This is a genomic window from Frigoribacterium sp. Leaf172, from assembly GCF_001424285.1.
Taxonomy (GTDB): Bacteria; Actinomycetota; Actinomycetes; order Actinomycetales; family Microbacteriaceae; genus Frigoribacterium.
The window spans coordinates 732,076-747,413 of sequence record NZ_LMPB01000002.1; the positions used below are offsets into that span (position 1 = coordinate 732,076).

A 15,338-nucleotide genomic window follows, 5' to 3' on the forward strand; every position below is an offset into this window, starting at 1 on the left:
CCGATAGAGACAGGAACCCCGCCGTGCGATCACGTGTCGACGTCCCGTGCGAACCCGCTTCACCGCTGTCTCCCGCCGCGTGGTTCATGAGATCGCCGGCTCGTCGGACCCTGCTCCAGGTCGGCGCCGACGCCGGCGCGTGGGTGATCGCGCTCGTGTTCGCCGTCGTGGTGCGACACGACTTCGCCATCCACGAGATCGCCTGGAGGTCCGTCGCGGCGACGGCCGCCGTCGTGATCGTGATCCACTGCGCCGTGGGCTTCGCCACTGGCGTCTACCGTCGCCGATTCGTGCCGGGAAGCCTCCTCGAGGTCCGCGCGGTCGCCGCGTCGGCGGCCCTCAGCGGACTCGTCCTGGGGCTGCCCGTGCTGCTCGTCGGCACCGAGGTGAGTCTGGCGCGCAGCACCACGTTCATCGCCACGCCCGTCGCATTCGTCGCGATGGGCACCCTGCGCTACATCGCCCGGATCATCGTCGAACACCGGAACCGGCCTCGCGACGACGCCCAGCGCACCCTGATCTTCGGTGCCGGTCGTCTGGCCAACCACCTCGTCCGGCGCATGCTGACCGATCCCGACTCGCCGTACCTGCCGGTCGGGCTCCTCGACGACGACCCGACCCGCGGAGGCCTCCGCATCGAAGGGGTGCGTGTGCTCGGGAGCCGCCACGACCTCGTCGGGGCCGCGACCGCCTCGGGAGCCGAGGTGCTGGTCATCGGGGTCGGCCGAGCCGACGCCGCCCTCCTGCAGGACATCACGGACCTCGCCGCCACCGCCGGCCTGCGGGTCATGGTGCTCCCCCTCCTCGACGAGGTCCTCGACGGCCGGTCCCGACTCCGAGACGTCCGCGACATCGCGATCGAGGACATCATCGGCCGTCACCCGGTCGACACCGACGTCGAGTCCATCGCCGGCTACCTCGCGGGCTCACGGGTGCTCGTGACCGGTGCCGGCGGTTCGATCGGCAGCGAGCTCTGCCGACAGATCGCCAAGTACGGTCCGGCCGACCTCATCATGCTCGACCGCGACGAGACCGGCCTGCAGCAGGCCCAGCTGACGGTCTCCGGCAACGGGCTGCTCGACTCGCGCGAGGTCGTCCTCGCCGACATCCGCGATGCGGCGGCCCTGCACCGCATCTTCGCCGAACGACGTCCCGACGTCGTCTTCCACGCCGCGGCGCTCAAGCACCTCCCGATGCTCGAGCAGTACCCCGACGAGGCCTGGAAGACCAATGTGCTCGGCACTCGGAACGTGCTCGACGCCAGCCGGGCCGCCGGAGTGACGACGTTCGTGAACATCTCTACGGACAAGGCGGCCAACCCCACGAGCGTGCTCGGCCACTCGAAGCGGCTGGCCGAGCGACTGACCGCCTCAGCGGCCGACGAGACGGGGGCGAGGTACCTGTCGGTCCGGTTCGGGAACGTCCTCGGCAGCCGCGGTTCGATGCTCCCGGTGTTCTCGTCTCTCATCGAGGCCGGCGGTCCGCTCACCATCACCCACCCCGACGTGACGCGTTTCTTCATGACGATCCCCGAGGCGTGCAACCTGGTCGTCCAGGCCGGCGGCATCGGGTCGCCCGCCGAGGTCCTCATCCTCGACATGGGCGAGCCCGTCCGGATCCTCGACATCGCCGAGCGGATGATCGCCATGTCCGGTCGGGACGTCGACATCGTGTTCACGGGTCTCCGGGACGGCGAGAAGCTGCACGAGGAGCTGGTCGGCGACGGCGAGACCGACGATCGTCCGGTGCACCCCAAGATCTCGCACGCCTCGGTGCCGCCCCTCCACCCGTCGCTGCTCCCCGCGGAGCACCCGGGAGGTGCGGGGTCGCTCTTCGACCTCGCGTTCGAGGCCCCCGCGGGAGCTCGTCGATCCTGACGGCATCGCCGCACACGACGAACGCCCCCGCCGAGTTCGGCGAGGGCGTTCGTCATGAGACGGAGTGTGACAGCGACCGATGGTGGAGATGGGGGGAATTGAACCCCCGTCCATCGCTGAGATTGCACGCATTCTACGGGCGTAGCCAGATGAGACGTTCTGCTCGGCCCCGACCTTCGCTACTGGCTTCTCGGTCGACGGGCCCAGCCCGAGTTCGAGTCCCGCGTGACCCTCAGGCGCAGTCACGCAGCGAGCCCTCTAGATGACGTCAGGCTCTGGTTAGAAGGCGGTCACCAGACTGACGGACTTCATGTGGCTCTACTGCTTACGCAGCGAGAGCGAAGTCAGTGCGCTTGTTATTGGCACTTATTGTTTTCCAGAGATCGTTTACGAGATAACCCTGGATCCTCGGCCCGCTTCTCGTTCGCACGCAGGCGATGTCGAAACCGATCATCCCCCTGAGGGGCCGCTGTCACACTCTGTGGAGTTGTCGCCGGTGGTGCCGACCGCGGTGTACCGCGGCCCTCCAGTGTAAGCCCTCCGCGCCTCCTCGTCCAGCGACCGCAGGCCCGGGAGGCGCGGCGACAGGAGACGGAGACCGCCGCTACTCGCCGAGGTGCTTGCGCGCTGACATCGCGGACTGCGCCTCGCGGGTCGCCGTCCGCTCGCGGAGCGTCTGACGCTTGTCGTACTCGCGCTTGCCCTTGGCCACCGCGATCTCGACCTTGGCACGGCCGTCGCTGAAGTACATCTTGAGCGGCACGATCGTGAAGCCGCCCTCTTTCGTCTTCTGGCCGATCTTGACGATCTCCTGCTTGTGCAGGAGGAGCTTCCGCTTGCGACGCGGCGCGTGGTTGTTCCACGTGCCCTCCGTGTACTCGGGGATGTGCACGGCGTCGAGCCAGGCCTCGCCGTTCTCGACGAAGGCGTACCCGTCGACGAGCGACGCCCGGCCCTGACGCAGGGCCTTGACCTCGGTCCCGCTCAGCACCATGCCGGCCTCGTACGTGCTCTCGATCGTGTAGTCGTGGCGCGCCCGACGGTTGGTGGCCACGACCTTCTCGCCGCGTTCTTTCGCCACGGGGTGCCTCCTGGTCGTTCGAGTGATGGGTCTGCCGCGATAGGCAGCCTGTCAGTATACAGCCGGGCGGTCGTGCGGTTCGGTCGTCAGACCTTGAGGTAGCGGCGGATCGCGATGTTCGCCGACAGAGCCGCGAGCACGATGCCCACCAGGATGACGAAGGGCACCACCAGGGCGGCGTCTCGGAGCCCGACGAAGGGGGTTCCCTCGAAGGTGACCACCAGGTACCCCTTGACGAAGAAGTTGACGATCGCGACGATCGCACCGCCCGCCAGCAGCGACCCGATGAGCGCGGCGATCACGCCCTCGAGGATGAACGGCGTCTGGATGAACGTGTTCGAGGCCCCGACCAGCCGCATGATGCCGAGCTCGCGTCGTCGACTGAACGCGCTCAGCCGGATGGTCGTCGCGATCAGGAGCACGGCGGCGATGAGCATGAGCGAGGCGATGCCGATGGCCGTGTAGCTGGCGGCGTTCAGCACCGAGAAGATCGGGTCGAGGTAGGCCCGTTGGTCGACGACCTCCTGGACGCCGGCCAGGCTCGACAGGCTCTCGGCGAGCACGTCGGCCTGCGTCGGGTCCTTCAGGTTGACCCAGAAGGTCTCGTTCAGGTACGAGGGCTGCACGAACTCGGTGGCCGCGCTGTCCGCGAACTGCGTCGTGAAGCGGTCGTACGCCTGCTGCTGCGTCTCGAAGTACGAGCGGTCGACGAACGGCGCGAGCACCTCGGAGTCGAGCTGCGCCTGCACGGCGTCGATCTGGTCCTGTGTGGCTTTGGCACCCGTGCAGTTGCCGGTGGTGTCGGTGTCGGTGCAGAGGTAGACGGCCACCTGGGCCTTGTCGTACCAGTAGCCCTTCATCTGGTTGATCTGCATCTGGAGCAGAGCGGCGGTGCCGACGAAGGTCAGCGAGATGAACGTGACCAGGATGACCGAGACGACCATCGAGGCGTTGCGCCGGAGGCCGCTGCCGACCTCGCTGAGGACGAGTCCGAGTCTCATTCGTCCGCCCCTCTCAGGCTGAGATCCTCGACCCCGATGGCCTGGATGGGCACCGCCTGGGTCTGGTAGCCGCCGCTGCGTTCGTCGCGGAGGATGTTGCCCGCGCTGAGCTCGATGACCCGGCGCTGCATCTGATCGACGATGCCGGCGTCGTGGGTGGCCATGATGACGGTGGTGCCGCCCGAGTTGATCCGCTCGAGCAGGGTCATGATGCCGGCGCTCGTCGAGGGGTCGAGGTTTCCGGTCGGCTCGTCGGCCAGCAGCACGGCCGGCTTGTTCACGATGGCCCGCGCGATCGCGACGCGCTGCTGCTCACCGCCCGAGAGCTCGTGCGGCAGACGCTGCTGCTTGCCCACGAGACCGACCATCTTGAGCACGTCGGGCACGGCCTCCTGGATGAATCCCTTGCTCTTGCCGATCACCTGGAGGCTGAAGGCGACGTTGTCGAAGACGTTCTTCTGCGGGAGGAGACGGAAGTCCTGGAAGACCACGCCGATGTTGCGGCGGAAGTAGGGGACCTTGCGGCTCGACAGCGTCGCGAGGCGCTGACCGAGCACGTGGATCTGGCCGGCCGAGGGCTTCTCCTCTTTGAGCACGAGGCGCAGGAAGCTCGACTTGCCGGAGCCGCTCGCGCCGACGAGGAACACGAACTCGCCCTTGAGGATCTCGAGGGTGACCGCGTTGAGTGCCGGGCGGGGATTGCCGACGTAGACCTTGGTGACTTCATCAAACCGAATCATGACGGGGATCACCCTAAGCGCCACCGCCTGCGAACACCGCAGCGACGCGCCTCCCCCGTGCCCTATGAATCCCCTGGGGACGCTGGGGAGGAGACGAGGACCGACCCCACGGCCGGGATCAGGACTCGTCGCGCTTGCGCCAGCGGATGCCGGCCGAGATGAAGCCGTCGAGGTCGCCGTCGAACACGTTCGACGGGTTGTTCACCTCGTGCTCGCTGCGGAGGTCTTTCACCATCTGGTACGGCGCGAGCACGTAGCTGCGGATCTGATCGCCCCAGCTGGCCGTGATGTTGCCGGCCAGCTCCTTCTTCTTCGCGTTCTCGGCCTCCTTCTGGAGGAGGAGGAGGCGCGACTGGAGCACGCGCATCGCCGCAGCGCGGTTCTGGATCTGGCTCTTCTCGTTCTGCATCGACACGACCGTGCCCGTCGGGATGTGCGTCAGGCGCACGGCCGAGTCGGTCGTGTTGACGGACTGCCCGCCGGGACCGGAGGACCGGAACACGTCGACCCGGATGTCGTTCTCGGGGATCTCGATCGACTCGGTCTCCTCCATCAGGGGGATGACCTCGACCGCGGCGAAGCTCGTCTGCCGCTTGCCGGCCGCGCCGAACGGGCTCATCCGGACGAGCCGGTGGGTGCCGGCCTCGACGCTCAGGGTGCCGAAGGCGTAGGGGGCGTCGATCTCGAAGGTGGCGCTCTTGATGCCGGCCTCCTCCGCGTAGCTGGTGTCCATGACGGTGGCCGACATGCCGTGCTTCTCGGCGTAGCGCAGGTACATGCGCAGCAGCATCTCCGCGAAGTCGGCGGCGTCGACGCCGCCGGCGCCGGCGCGGATGGTGATGACCGCGGGGCGGGGGTCGTACTCGCCGTCGAGCAGGGTCTGGACCTCGAGCGTGTCCATCATCTTCTGGAGGGCCTTGAGCTCGGCCTGCGCCTCGTCCGCGCTCTCCTGGTCGTCTCCGTCGTTGGCCATCTCGACCAGGACCCCGAGGTCGTCGAGCCGCTGCTCGGTCGTCTCCAGCTTCTCGAGCTCGGCCTGACGGTGGCTGAGAGCGCTGGTGACCTTCTGCGCGTTCTCCGTGTCGTCCCACAGGTCGGGGGCGGACGCCTGCTCGCTGAGATCGGCGATCTCGGCCACGAGACGGTCTTGGCCGATCACCGCGCGGATGTCTTCGAACGTGGCCCGGAGGGCGGCAATCTGCTCAGAGAAATCCAGTGCGATCATGGTCCCCGAGCTTACCGGGCGCGACCGACGCCCGCGTCGCGGAGGGCCAGGTCGGCCAGCCGCCCGACCACGTCGGCGTCGCCGGTCCGCCAGGCGGCGACGGGGTTCGGGGCCACCGACCGCAGCACCGCCGGTTCGAGCGTCGACAACGCGCGGAGGGCCAGCAGGTCGTCACCGCCCTCGCTGCGGTGCAGGGCGCTCACCGCCGCCGCGCGTCGCACGAAGGCGATCCGCCGCCGCAGCCACGTCAGCAGCACGACCACGATGGGGATGCCCGCGACGAGCAGACCGACCACGAGGGAGGCGGTGCCCACCACCTCCTGCTGGTCCCGACCCGCGGCCACCACCTGAGACGCCGCGTCGCCGGCTCCGACGAACGGACGCCCGGCGGCCTCGCCGACGAGAGGCAGCCCGGCGATCGTCTCGGCCGCGTCGCTCATCGAGCGCTGGAAGCCCAGGCCCGCGTCCTCGACCCGGCGGCCCAGATCCGCGAACGTCCGGATGAACGCCGCGGCGGCGGACCCGGCGACGACCGCTGCGACGACGAGAGCGAGGGCGACGACGTCGGCCGTGATCTGCCGAGCACGGACCGGGGCCGACGACGAGTAGAGCTGCATCGCCCCAGTCTGCCCCGCGAGACGCTCGTCGAGCTCCGGGGCCGCCCGTCCGAGCGAGTCGGCGCCGCGGTCGGTTCAGCGGTGGCCGAGGAGGGGCGTGCGGTCGGCGTAGCCGGCCCGGCCCGCGCGGGCGACCGCGTCGGGCAGCGCCGCCAGCAGCGCGTCGACGTCGGCTTCGGTCGAGGTGTGCCCCACGGTCATCCGGAGCGCCCCGCGGGCCTCGTCGTCGGTCAGCCCCATCGCCAGCAGCACGTGCGACGGCTCGGGGATGCCCGCCTGGCAGGCGGAGCCGGTCGAGACGCTCACCCCGGCGGCGTCGAGGAGGAACAGCAGCGAGTCGCCCTCGCACCCCTCGAAGGTGAAATGCGCGTTGCCGGGCAGCCGGTCGACGGGGTCGCCGCGCAGCACAGCCCCGGGGACCGCGGCACGGACGCCCGCGATGAGGCGGTCGCGCAGCGGCTCGTAGTCGGTGTGGGGCTGCTCGGCGGCGACGGCGAAGGCGACGGCCGCCGGGGCGTCCTGGGTGCCCGATCGGACCTGCCGCTGCTGCCCCCCGCCGTGGATGAGCGGGACCACCGTCGCCGTGCGAGACAGGACGAGCGCTCCGATCCCGATCGGTCCGCCGATCTTGTGCGCGCTGACGCTGAGCGCCGCGAGCCCGGATCCGGCGAAGTCGACCGGCACCTGCCCGTAGGCCGCGACCGCGTCCGAATGAACCGGCACGCCGTGCGCCTCGGCGAGCGCGGCGACCTCCGCCACCGGCTGCAGGGTTCCCACCTCGTTGTTCGCCCAGAGCAGGCTCACCAGGGCGACGTCGTCGTGGGCCTCGAGCGCCTCGGCGAGGGCGTCGAGGCGGAGGCGACCGAGTCCGTCGAGGGGGATCCAGGTGACGAGGGCGCCCTCGTACCGCTCGAGCCACTCGACGGTGTCGACGGTCGCGTGGTGCTCGCCGGCGGCCACGAGGAGGCGCGGGCGGGGCCGGTCGGACTGGCGCGCCCACCACAGGCCCTTGAGGGCGAGGTTGACGGACTCGGTGCCGCCCGAGGTGAAGACGACCTCGATGGGCTCGCAGCCCAGGGTGGCGGCGACGCGCTCCCGCGCCTCCTCGAGGACCCGTCTGGCGCTCTGCCCCGCGCTGTGGATCGACGAGGGGTTGCCGACCGCGCCGAGGGCCTCCGTGTACGCCGAGAGGGCCGCCGGATGCATCGGCGTCGTGGCGGCGTGGTCGAGGTAGACGGTCATGGCGGTTCTCCGGATCCGAGGAGAGAGAGGGCGGGACGGAGGCGGGCCCGAGCACGGAGGGGCCGAGGTGGGCCCCGCGGCCGGTTCGAGCGAGGCCTCGCGCTCATCTACTGTAAGTGCCGTGTCCGACATCGACTCCCTGCGCGACCTGGGTCTGACCCGCGGACCGGACGGGCCGACCCTGCGGGTGTGGTCCAGCTCGGCCACGAGCATCGATCTGGTCGTCGACGACGCCCCCCACGACCGCGTCGTGCCCCTGACCCGCGGCGACGGCGACGTCTGGAGCGCCACGGACGGTGCGCTGACCCCTGGTCGGCGCTACTGGCTCCGTGCGGACGGCCCCCCGGGACGCGGGAACGCCTTCGACCCGTCCCGCGAGCTCCTCGACCCCTACGCGCGGGGACTCGGCCGCACGGGCCGGGGCACCTGGCAGTCGGCCGTCGTCGACGAGTCCTTCGACTGGGGCGGCGTCGCCAAGCCCCGCACGCCGCTCGACCGGGTGGTCGTCTACGAGGCCCACGTGCGGGGTCTCACGCGCCTCGCGCCGTTCGTCCCGGAAGAGCTGCGCGGAAGCTACGCCGGTCTCGCGGCGGAGTCGACCATCGCCTACCTCAAGGGTCTCGGAGTGACCGCCGTCCAGCTGCTGCCCATCCACCAGCACGTCGACGAGGAGCGGCTCGTCGCTCAGGGCATCGAGAACTACTGGGGCTACAACACCCTGTCGTACTTCGCGCCCCATACGGCCTACGCGAGCCGCGACGCCCAGCTGGCCGGCGCCTCCGCGGTCCTGAGGGAGTTCAAGGGGATGGTCCGGCTGCTGCACGAGGCCGGCATCGAGGTGTACCTCGACGTGGTCTACAACCACACGGCCGAGGAGGGCGAGGTCGGCGGTCCGGTCACGAGCCTCCGCGGTCTCGACGGTTCGCGCTACTACCGTCACGACGCGGCCGGCGACCCCGTCGACGTCACCGGCTGCGGCAACTCGATCGACACGAGCACGCCGGCCGCGGCGCGTCTCGTCCTCGACTCGCTTCGCTACTGGGCGGACGAGGTGCAGATCGACGGCTTCCGCTTCGACCTCGCGGCGACGCTCGGCCGCGGCGCCGACCACGTGTTCGATCCCGAGCACCCCCTCCTGACCGCGATCGTGACCGACCCGGCTCTCGAGGGGGTCAAGATGATCGCCGAGCCCTGGGACGTCGGCCTGGGCGGATGGCAGACGGGAGCCTTCCCTCCCGGCTGGATCGAGTGGAACGACCGGTTCCGCAACCGCTCGCGCGAGTTCTGGCTGACCGACGTCGCCGCAGCCCGGGCAGACGGCCTGCCGCCGTCGGGGCTGGGCAGCTTCGCCTCGAAGCTGAGCGGGTCGAGCAACATCTTCGCTCGGGAGCGCGGCCCCGTCGCGGGTCTGAACTTCATCACGGCGCACGACGGCTTCACCCTGCTCGACCTCGTCTCGTACGACGCCAAGCACAACCTGAGCAACGGCGAGGGCAACCGCGACGGCACCGACGACAACCGGTCGTTCAACCACGGCATCGAGGGCGAGAGCGTCAACCCGTGGATCTCCGACGCCCGTCGGCGCTCGATGCGGAACCTCCTGGCGACCCTGTTCGTCTCGGCGGGCGTGCCGATGCTCACCGCGGGAGACGAGCGGGGCCGCACCCAGCACGGCAACAACAACGCGTACTGCACCGACAGCGAGCTCACCTGGGTCGACTGGTCCGACGAGCCGTGGCACGTGGCCCTCCGCGACGACGTCGCAGCGCTGACCCGGCTGCGGGCCGAGAACCCCGCTCTCCGTCCGATCCGGTTCGGCGTCGACGGGGCCTGCACCCTCAGCGCCAACGAGATGGCCTGGTACTCGGCCTCGGGCGTCGAGATGCACCCCGACGAGTGGAACGACGTCGCGGTCCGGACGGTCCAGCACCTCGTCACCTCGACCCCCGAGCACGAGGAGCCGAACAGCGTGCTCGTCGTCGTGCACGGCGCGGAGACGACGATCACGGCGACCCTGCCGTCCCCCGACGGGGTCGCCGGCTACGAGGCCCTGTGGTCGAGCGACGACCGGGGGCTGCCGGCCGGTTCGGCACCCGGGGACGACATCGTCGTCTCGGGTCCGACCGTCGTCGTCTACCGGATCGTCTGAGCGTCCCGTGTCGACGAGCCGCGCCTCCTCGTCCGGTCCGTCGACGCCGGCGACCTCGGCCCTGACCGCGCTCGGCATCGCCTTCGTCGCGCATCCCTACGAGCACCGCGACACGGCGACCGACTACGGCGCCGAGGCGGCCGCCGCCCTCGGGGTCTCCGACGATCGGGTGCTCAAGACGCTCATGGTCGAGGCCGACGGAGCCCTCGTCGTGGCCGTGGTGCCCGTCTCGCGGCGTCTCGACCTCAAGGCGCTCGCGATGGAGGTCGGGGCCAAGAAGGCGGTGCTGGCCGCCCCGGCCCTCGCCGAACGTCGCACGGGCTACGTCGTGGGCGGCATCAGCCCCCTGGGGCAGCGGACGGCGGCGACGACCGTGATCGACGCGAGCTGCGCCTCCTTCACGACCGTGTTCGTCAGCGGCGGGAGGCGCGGGTTCGACGTCGAGATCGCGCCGGACGACCTCGTGCGGGCCGTGAACGGCCGGTACGCCGCCGTGGCACGGGACTGAACCGTGGCGGAGCAGCGCGTCGAGGGGACGCTCACGAGCTGGGACGACGCCCGGGGCTTCGGGTTCCTGAGTCCGGCGTCCGGTCGCGGCCGGGTCTTCGTGCACATCACCGCCTTCGGCCGCGGAACGCCCCGCCCCCGCACCGGGGAGGCCTACTCGTACGTCGTCGACGGCCACGGGGATCGCCGACCGCAGGCGGTCCGCGTGGCCCGAGCGGGGGCTGCCTGGTCGCCTCCGAGAGCGAGGTCTCCGCGACCGTCGCGTCGGGGCCGGGCCGCCGTGGCCGCGGCGGCCGTGGCGAGCGGGGCGCTCGTCGCCGTCGCGCTGACGACCGGCGGGCACTGGCCGGGCGCGGGATCGCCGGACGCGCTGTGGGCGAGGTGGTGGGCGGTCGGCCTGCTGGTCGCGCTCAACATCGGGACGGCCATCGCCTACGCGGTCGACAAGCGGGCCGCCCGGCGGGGCACGCGACGCGTGCCGGAGCGGACCCTCCTCGTCTGCGGGCTCGCCGGCGGGTGGCCGGGCGCGGTCCTGGCGCAGCAGCTGCTCCGGCACAAGACCGGCAAGCCGGCGTTCCGTCGGGCGTTCGCGCTCACCGTGGCGGCGCACCTCGCGATCGTCGCCCTGAGCGGGGTCGTCGTCGCCGCACTCGTCGGCTGACGGGCCGTGCGGGCGGGCGTCGGGGCGGAGGAAGACCGCGTCGACGCGGTTCGGGTGGCGACCGGACCGGTTCGGGCCGGGTCCGGGCGCTCACCGTCGCTCGCCGTGTTCGTCGATCGCACGGGACAGCCTCGGGTCTGAGCGGTCCGTGCACCCGACGGGGCGTCCGCAGTCGGGACGTCGCCGATCGACGGGCGCCGGGCTCTCGGGGCGGTTGTCGCTCCGGGCGGGCAGGCCGCGTCGTCGTCTCGACTGTACTGGTCCCCCAAACGACGGACAAGGATGCTCGGACCCGTCGCCCACCCCAGAAGGGGGGGTCAGTCGTGCGCCGAGCGCCCCGCCGAACGACGGCCGCGCCCCCGCCGCCTGATGCGCTCCGCGCGGTGCGCGACGAGGCCGGAGACGATCATGTAGCCGGCGTAGCCGAACAGGGCCACGGCCAGCAGCGGGACGATCCAGGCGCGCGCCGACCCGTTCACCGCCTGATTGACGAAACCGAGCCAGGGGACGCTGTACCAGAGGGTCCCCCTGACCTGGACCGGCAGCACGGCTTCGTCGTCGGCCTCGTCGTTGTTGTCGCCCTTCGTGACGAACGACGTGGTGCCGTCCGACGACGACGCGATCTCGATGACCCGGTGACTGATGACCTCCGGTCGTCCCGACTCGATCTGGTAGGTCAGCACGTCGCCCACGCGGATCTCGTCGACGGGCGTCGGCCGGACGACGAGGAGCGTGCCGGGCGGCAGACTCGGCTCCATCGAGCTGGTGAGGACCGTCAGCGGGGTCGACCCGGTCGCCTTCGGCACGACGACGAGCACCACGGCGAGCGCGACCACGATCAGGAGGAGCCCGGCGCTCAGGCCGACGCCGATGCTGTGGAGCGCACCCCTCCCCGCCGAGGAGGCGCGGCGCGCGGTCATGCGCCCGTCCGGTCGGTCGCATCCCGGCTCGCGGCGGCGGTGGAGCCGGGGTCGGCGGACGCGTCGGCGTGGGCCTCGGGACGACGGCGGCCGAGCGCCACGAAGCCGCCGGCGAGGAGGGACACGGCGCCGAGCAGCAGCGGGAGCCGTTCCCCGGGCAGCGGGAGACCGACGAACCGGGGGGAGGTCTCCCCCGAGGCGGCGCCCGCGGCGACGGGTCCGGTCGACGATGCGACGACTCCGTCGGCGGACCGGACGTCCGCGTCTCCCGCGACGTCCCGCTCGCCGCCTCGCAGCATCGCGGCCCCGGGGACGGCGGGCGACGGGCACTCGTCGGCGGCGTCGCCCGCACGTCCCGCGAGCGACACGAGCACGGTCACGCCCACCGACTGCCCGGCCGACGACCCGGTGGCGCTCTCGGCGAGTGCGAGCGCCACGGTGACCGGCGCCTCCTCCCCGGCCGAGAGCAGCCCCGATGCCCTGAGGGCCGTGCAGGCCGGCGAGCCGAGCGGCAGGGAGGGCGTCGGGTCGGCCGACGTCTCGGCGCCCCGGGTCGCCGTGACGGTCAGATCGCGGGCGAAGGCCGGGGACGAGACCTCGACGTCGACGACGCGCGCCGCGAGCACGGCCGGGTCGCTGGTGACGTTCTTCACCCAGAACGTGGTCGAGGTCGTCCCGCCGGGCACGAGCGCCTCCCCCGCCGCCGTGGGTCCCGCCGTGAGGCGCACCTGCCAGCGCAGCCCGTCGGCGCTGAGCATGAGTCTCGGCGGGTCGGCGCGTCGCCCCGCGCCGGCACCCTCGCGGGGTGCCGCGGCGTGGGCGACCGTCGCCGCCGGCCCGCCGACGAGCGCCGGCATCAGCACGGCTGCGACGACGGCGACCACCACGGCGCGACTCGCCCTGGCGCGGGGCGTCGGGTCCGGCGCCGTCCCGTCGTCGTTCACGGGCACTGGATGTTCCTCAGGCCGTTCGGGTCCTGACCGGCGACGACGACGCCCGTCGCGGCGACGGCACCCGCGACGCCGTCGACCACCACGCGGATGTCGACCGTGATGCGACCGTCGCCGTAGGGGTTCTTCGGGAGCGTCTCGCGGGTGAAGGCGAAGTGCGGGTAGTGGCCGGTCTCGGTGGCCGTGCCGACCCGGGTCGATCCGACGAACGAACCGTAGGTGGTCTCGATGGGTCGGTCCGACGGGTCGAAGTCGAGCCACGCGTAGTAGATGTCGGTGGACGAGCAGGTGGCCGTCTGGCGGGGCGGCACGGTGTTGTTCTGGACGAAGCGGCGCTCCTGGGCCGGAGCACGCCACGACCCGGCCGCGAGGGATGCGGTCAGCACGGGCGTGACGCGTCCGAGGGGCGACGACGTCGACGTCGACGAGCGGAGGCACCAGGCGACCGACGCGCCCGCTGCGAGCGACCCGCCGAGCCGAGGAGGCGCGGCCCACGTGCCCGAGACCGAGCCGGCTCCGACCGTTGCGGACGCCGTGCACGCCGCGGCGGGCGTCTGCCCGCGCGCGACGGGCCAGGCCACGACCGAGATCGAGGACGCGAGCGCTGCGGAGCTGCCGGAGGCCAGGGACGCCGTGGTCGAGTAGTCGGCGTCCACCGTGCCCGTGTTCGTGAACGACCACGATCCGGTGACCGCGGGGACGGAGGCCGTGTAGTCGCGCTGGAGGGACGCGAGGTCGGTCGCGCTGAGACCCACGGCCCCGGTGGCGACGCGCGTCGCGGCCGGGGCGCTGGTCGTCCAGAGGGCGACCGCGGCGCCGCCGGTCGCGAGCGTCGCGCCGATGACGACGCCCGCGAGCAGCGCGAGCACGAGGCCGCGCCGGGCGACGGGGCGGGTGCGACGGCGCGTCACGGGGCGACCTGCGTCCCGGCGACGACGAACCCGACGGAGGCGCCCGTGTTCTGCACGGTGGCCGGAGCGTCGGCGTCGAGAGCGAGGACGAGACAGGCGGTCAGCGACTGACCCGCCGGCAGGACGGCCCACGACGCGCCGGTGTCGAACGAGGCCGCCCGGGTCGAGGCGCCCGCGGTCGAGACCGCGCACGAGGAGCCGCTCCGCAGGACGGCGACCGCCGCGGTGAGCTCGCCCACCACCGCGGCGTCGACGCTCGTGGGGGTCGTGCCCGTGAGGCGGAGCTGCAGCGGAACCGTGCCGGTGTTCCTCACGACGAACGTCCCCGAGACCGAGCGACCCGGCCCGAGCTTCGCGACGTCGAGCGACGAGACGCTGCCCACGGTGACGGAGGCGGAGCCGGATGCGATGACCGACGCGTTGCTGGTCGCCGAGGCCCCGAGGAGGGCGTAGGTGCCGCCGGCGGTCGCGACGAGGGCCAGGAGACCGACGACGACGAGGCCGGTGGCCGACCAGGTGGATCGGACGAGCCGGCGGAGACCGCCGGCTCGTCGCGAGGGTTCCGCACGGTGACGACGCGCGGCGGCTGCCGGTCGGCTCATCGCGCGTCTCCCGTCTCGGTGGTGGTGGCTGGTGGGGATCAGGCGATGGCGCGCTGCTTGAGGGTGAAGGTCAGCTTGCTGAGGTCGAGGGTACCGTTCATGCTCGCCGCACCCTCGGTCGCCTGCGGGAGCTCGACCACGAAGGTGACGACGGCGGTCGTGCTGCCGGCGGCGACGGGCCGGACGACGAAGCTGCCGGGGGCCGCCGGGTCGGCCGTCACACCCGCCGGCAGGGCGCTCGAGCCCGCGGCGCTGGAGACGCTCATCGTGGTGGTCGCGATGCCCTTGAGCGAACCCGTGACCGACGCGGTCGAGTAGGCGAGATCGGCGACCAGGTCGTTGCCCGACGCGTCGATCTTCATGGTCTGGGTGAAGCGGAGCTTGTTGCCCGGGACGATCCGGTACTGCGAGACGTCCGAGATCGCGACGTTCCGCCCGTTGGTGATGTCCGTCCAGGTGCCCGCGCCGCTCGTCGTCAGCGCCAGGGTGCCGGAGCTGACGCTCGCCGCGGAGACCTCCGTGTTGGCGTTCCAGAGGGCGAAGGTGCCCGCACCGCCGAGGAGGAGTGCGACGCCTGCCGCGGCGGCGATGGAGCCTTTGACGAGCTTGTTCATGACGGTCCTATCCGCGCCGTGACGGCGCGACGAGCAGCGCCCCGGGCCGTCCGTCGGGAGGACGGCCAGGGCGATGCGGTGTGAGCGGGGGATGCCGGATGTTCGGGTCCGGAGGGTGGTCAGCGGCGCCGGGCTCTCGGTGTTCCCACTGGGCGGGCAGGCCTGGCTGACGTCTACGACAGTAGCGGTCCCCCTAAGTGCGGACATAGCTTTTTCATGCATATGCACCGACCCAGAACGG

The 15,338-nt window shown here is 71.8% G+C and carries 15 protein-coding genes and 1 other RNA gene; 4 read left to right on the forward strand and 12 right to left on the reverse strand.

What is annotated here, in order from left to right; all coding sequences use genetic code 11:
• Window positions 1-86 precede the first annotated feature (86 nt).
• Window positions 87-1,877 (forward strand): nucleoside-diphosphate sugar epimerase/dehydratase, encoded by a 1,791-nt coding sequence (locus ASF89_RS09695; RefSeq protein ID WP_055814155.1) that lies wholly within the window; start codon window positions 87-89, stop codon window positions 1,875-1,877.
• Window positions 1,878-1,957: 80 nt separating this feature from the next.
• Here the strand turns inward: ASF89_RS09695 and ssrA are convergent.
• The 7 genes from ssrA to ASF89_RS09725 form a co-directional block, all read right to left on the reverse strand.
• Window positions 1,958-2,335, reverse strand: a transfer-messenger RNA (tmRNA) gene (ssrA, locus tag ASF89_RS15400).
• A 146-nt stretch (window positions 2,336-2,481) separates the two neighbouring features.
• A complete protein-coding gene (smpB, locus tag ASF89_RS09700) occupies window positions 2,482-2,958 on the reverse strand; it encodes an SsrA-binding protein SmpB (RefSeq protein WP_055796527.1) in 477 nt (158 codons plus the stop codon).
• Between the two features lie 86 nt (window positions 2,959-3,044).
• Complete coding sequence (gene ftsX / locus ASF89_RS09705) at window positions 3,045-3,959, reverse strand: permease-like cell division protein FtsX (RefSeq protein WP_055796523.1); 915 nt, start codon at window positions 3,957-3,959, stop codon at window positions 3,045-3,047.
• Window positions 3,956-4,699: a cell division ATP-binding protein FtsE gene (gene ftsE / locus ASF89_RS09710; protein WP_055798319.1), complete on the reverse strand. Its 744-nt coding sequence runs from the start codon at window positions 4,697-4,699 to the stop codon at window positions 3,956-3,958. The genes ftsX and ftsE overlap by 4 nt, the downstream gene beginning before the upstream one ends.
• 118 nt (window positions 4,700-4,817) lie before the next feature.
• On the reverse strand, window positions 4,818-5,924 hold the full coding sequence (prfB, locus tag ASF89_RS09715; RefSeq protein ID WP_055796520.1) for a peptide chain release factor 2: 1,107 nt from the start codon (window positions 5,922-5,924) through the stop codon (window positions 4,818-4,820).
• A gap of 11 nt (window positions 5,925-5,935) precedes the next feature.
• Window positions 5,936-6,541: a hypothetical protein gene (locus ASF89_RS09720; RefSeq protein ID WP_055814158.1), complete on the reverse strand. Its 606-nt coding sequence runs from the start codon at window positions 6,539-6,541 to the stop codon at window positions 5,936-5,938.
• 75 nt (window positions 6,542-6,616) lie between these two features.
• Window positions 6,617-7,783 (reverse strand): cysteine desulfurase family protein, encoded by a 1,167-nt coding sequence (locus ASF89_RS09725; RefSeq protein ID WP_055814161.1) that lies wholly within the window; start codon window positions 7,781-7,783, stop codon window positions 6,617-6,619.
• Window positions 7,784-7,904: 121 nt separating this feature from the next.
• On the opposite strand from ASF89_RS09725, the gene glgX reads away from it, so the two are divergent.
• Genes glgX through ASF89_RS09740 form a run of 3 tightly spaced genes read left to right on the forward strand, consistent with a single transcriptional unit; the run spans window position 7,905 to window position 11,100 of the window.
• On the forward strand, window positions 7,905-9,932 hold the full coding sequence (gene glgX / locus ASF89_RS09730) for a glycogen debranching protein GlgX (RefSeq protein ID WP_055814164.1): 2,028 nt from the start codon (window positions 7,905-7,907) through the stop codon (window positions 9,930-9,932).
• 7 nt (window positions 9,933-9,939) lie between these two features.
• Window positions 9,940-10,440 (forward strand): Cys-tRNA(Pro) deacylase, encoded by a 501-nt coding sequence (gene ybaK, locus ASF89_RS09735; RefSeq protein ID WP_055814167.1) that lies wholly within the window; start codon window positions 9,940-9,942, stop codon window positions 10,438-10,440.
• A 3-nt stretch (window positions 10,441-10,443) separates the two neighbouring features.
• On the forward strand, window positions 10,444-11,100 hold the full coding sequence (locus ASF89_RS09740) for a cold shock and DUF1294 domain-containing protein (protein ID WP_055814170.1): 657 nt from the start codon (window positions 10,444-10,446) through the stop codon (window positions 11,098-11,100).
• A 317-nt stretch (window positions 11,101-11,417) separates the two neighbouring features.
• Here the strand turns inward: ASF89_RS09740 and ASF89_RS09745 are convergent, their stop codons facing one another.
• Genes ASF89_RS09745 through ASF89_RS09765 form a run of 5 tightly spaced genes read right to left on the reverse strand, consistent with a single transcriptional unit; the run spans window position 11,418 to window position 15,097 of the window.
• Window positions 11,418-12,020 carry a signal peptidase I gene (locus ASF89_RS09745; protein ID WP_055814173.1) on the reverse strand — a complete coding sequence of 201 codons (603 nt, stop codon included), beginning with the start codon at window positions 12,018-12,020 and terminating at the stop codon, window positions 11,418-11,420.
• Window positions 12,017-12,970, reverse strand: a complete 954-nt coding sequence (locus ASF89_RS09750) for a hypothetical protein (RefSeq protein WP_055814176.1) — start codon at window positions 12,968-12,970, stop codon at window positions 12,017-12,019. The genes ASF89_RS09745 and ASF89_RS09750 overlap by 4 nt, the downstream gene beginning before the upstream one ends.
• Window positions 12,961-13,881 (reverse strand): hypothetical protein, encoded by a 921-nt coding sequence (locus tag ASF89_RS09755; RefSeq protein ID WP_055814180.1) that lies wholly within the window; start codon window positions 13,879-13,881, stop codon window positions 12,961-12,963. Before ASF89_RS09755 ends, ASF89_RS09750 begins: the two co-directional genes overlap by 10 nt.
• Complete coding sequence (locus ASF89_RS09760; protein WP_055814183.1) at window positions 13,878-14,483, reverse strand: TasA family protein; 606 nt, start codon at window positions 14,481-14,483, stop codon at window positions 13,878-13,880. Before ASF89_RS09760 ends, ASF89_RS09755 begins: the two co-directional genes overlap by 4 nt.
• A gap of 38 nt (window positions 14,484-14,521) precedes the next feature.
• Window positions 14,522-15,097, reverse strand: coding sequence for an alternate-type signal peptide domain-containing protein (locus ASF89_RS09765; protein WP_055796488.1), 576 nt, complete (start codon window positions 15,095-15,097; stop codon window positions 14,522-14,524).
• Between the last annotated feature and the right edge of the window lie 241 nt (window positions 15,098-15,338).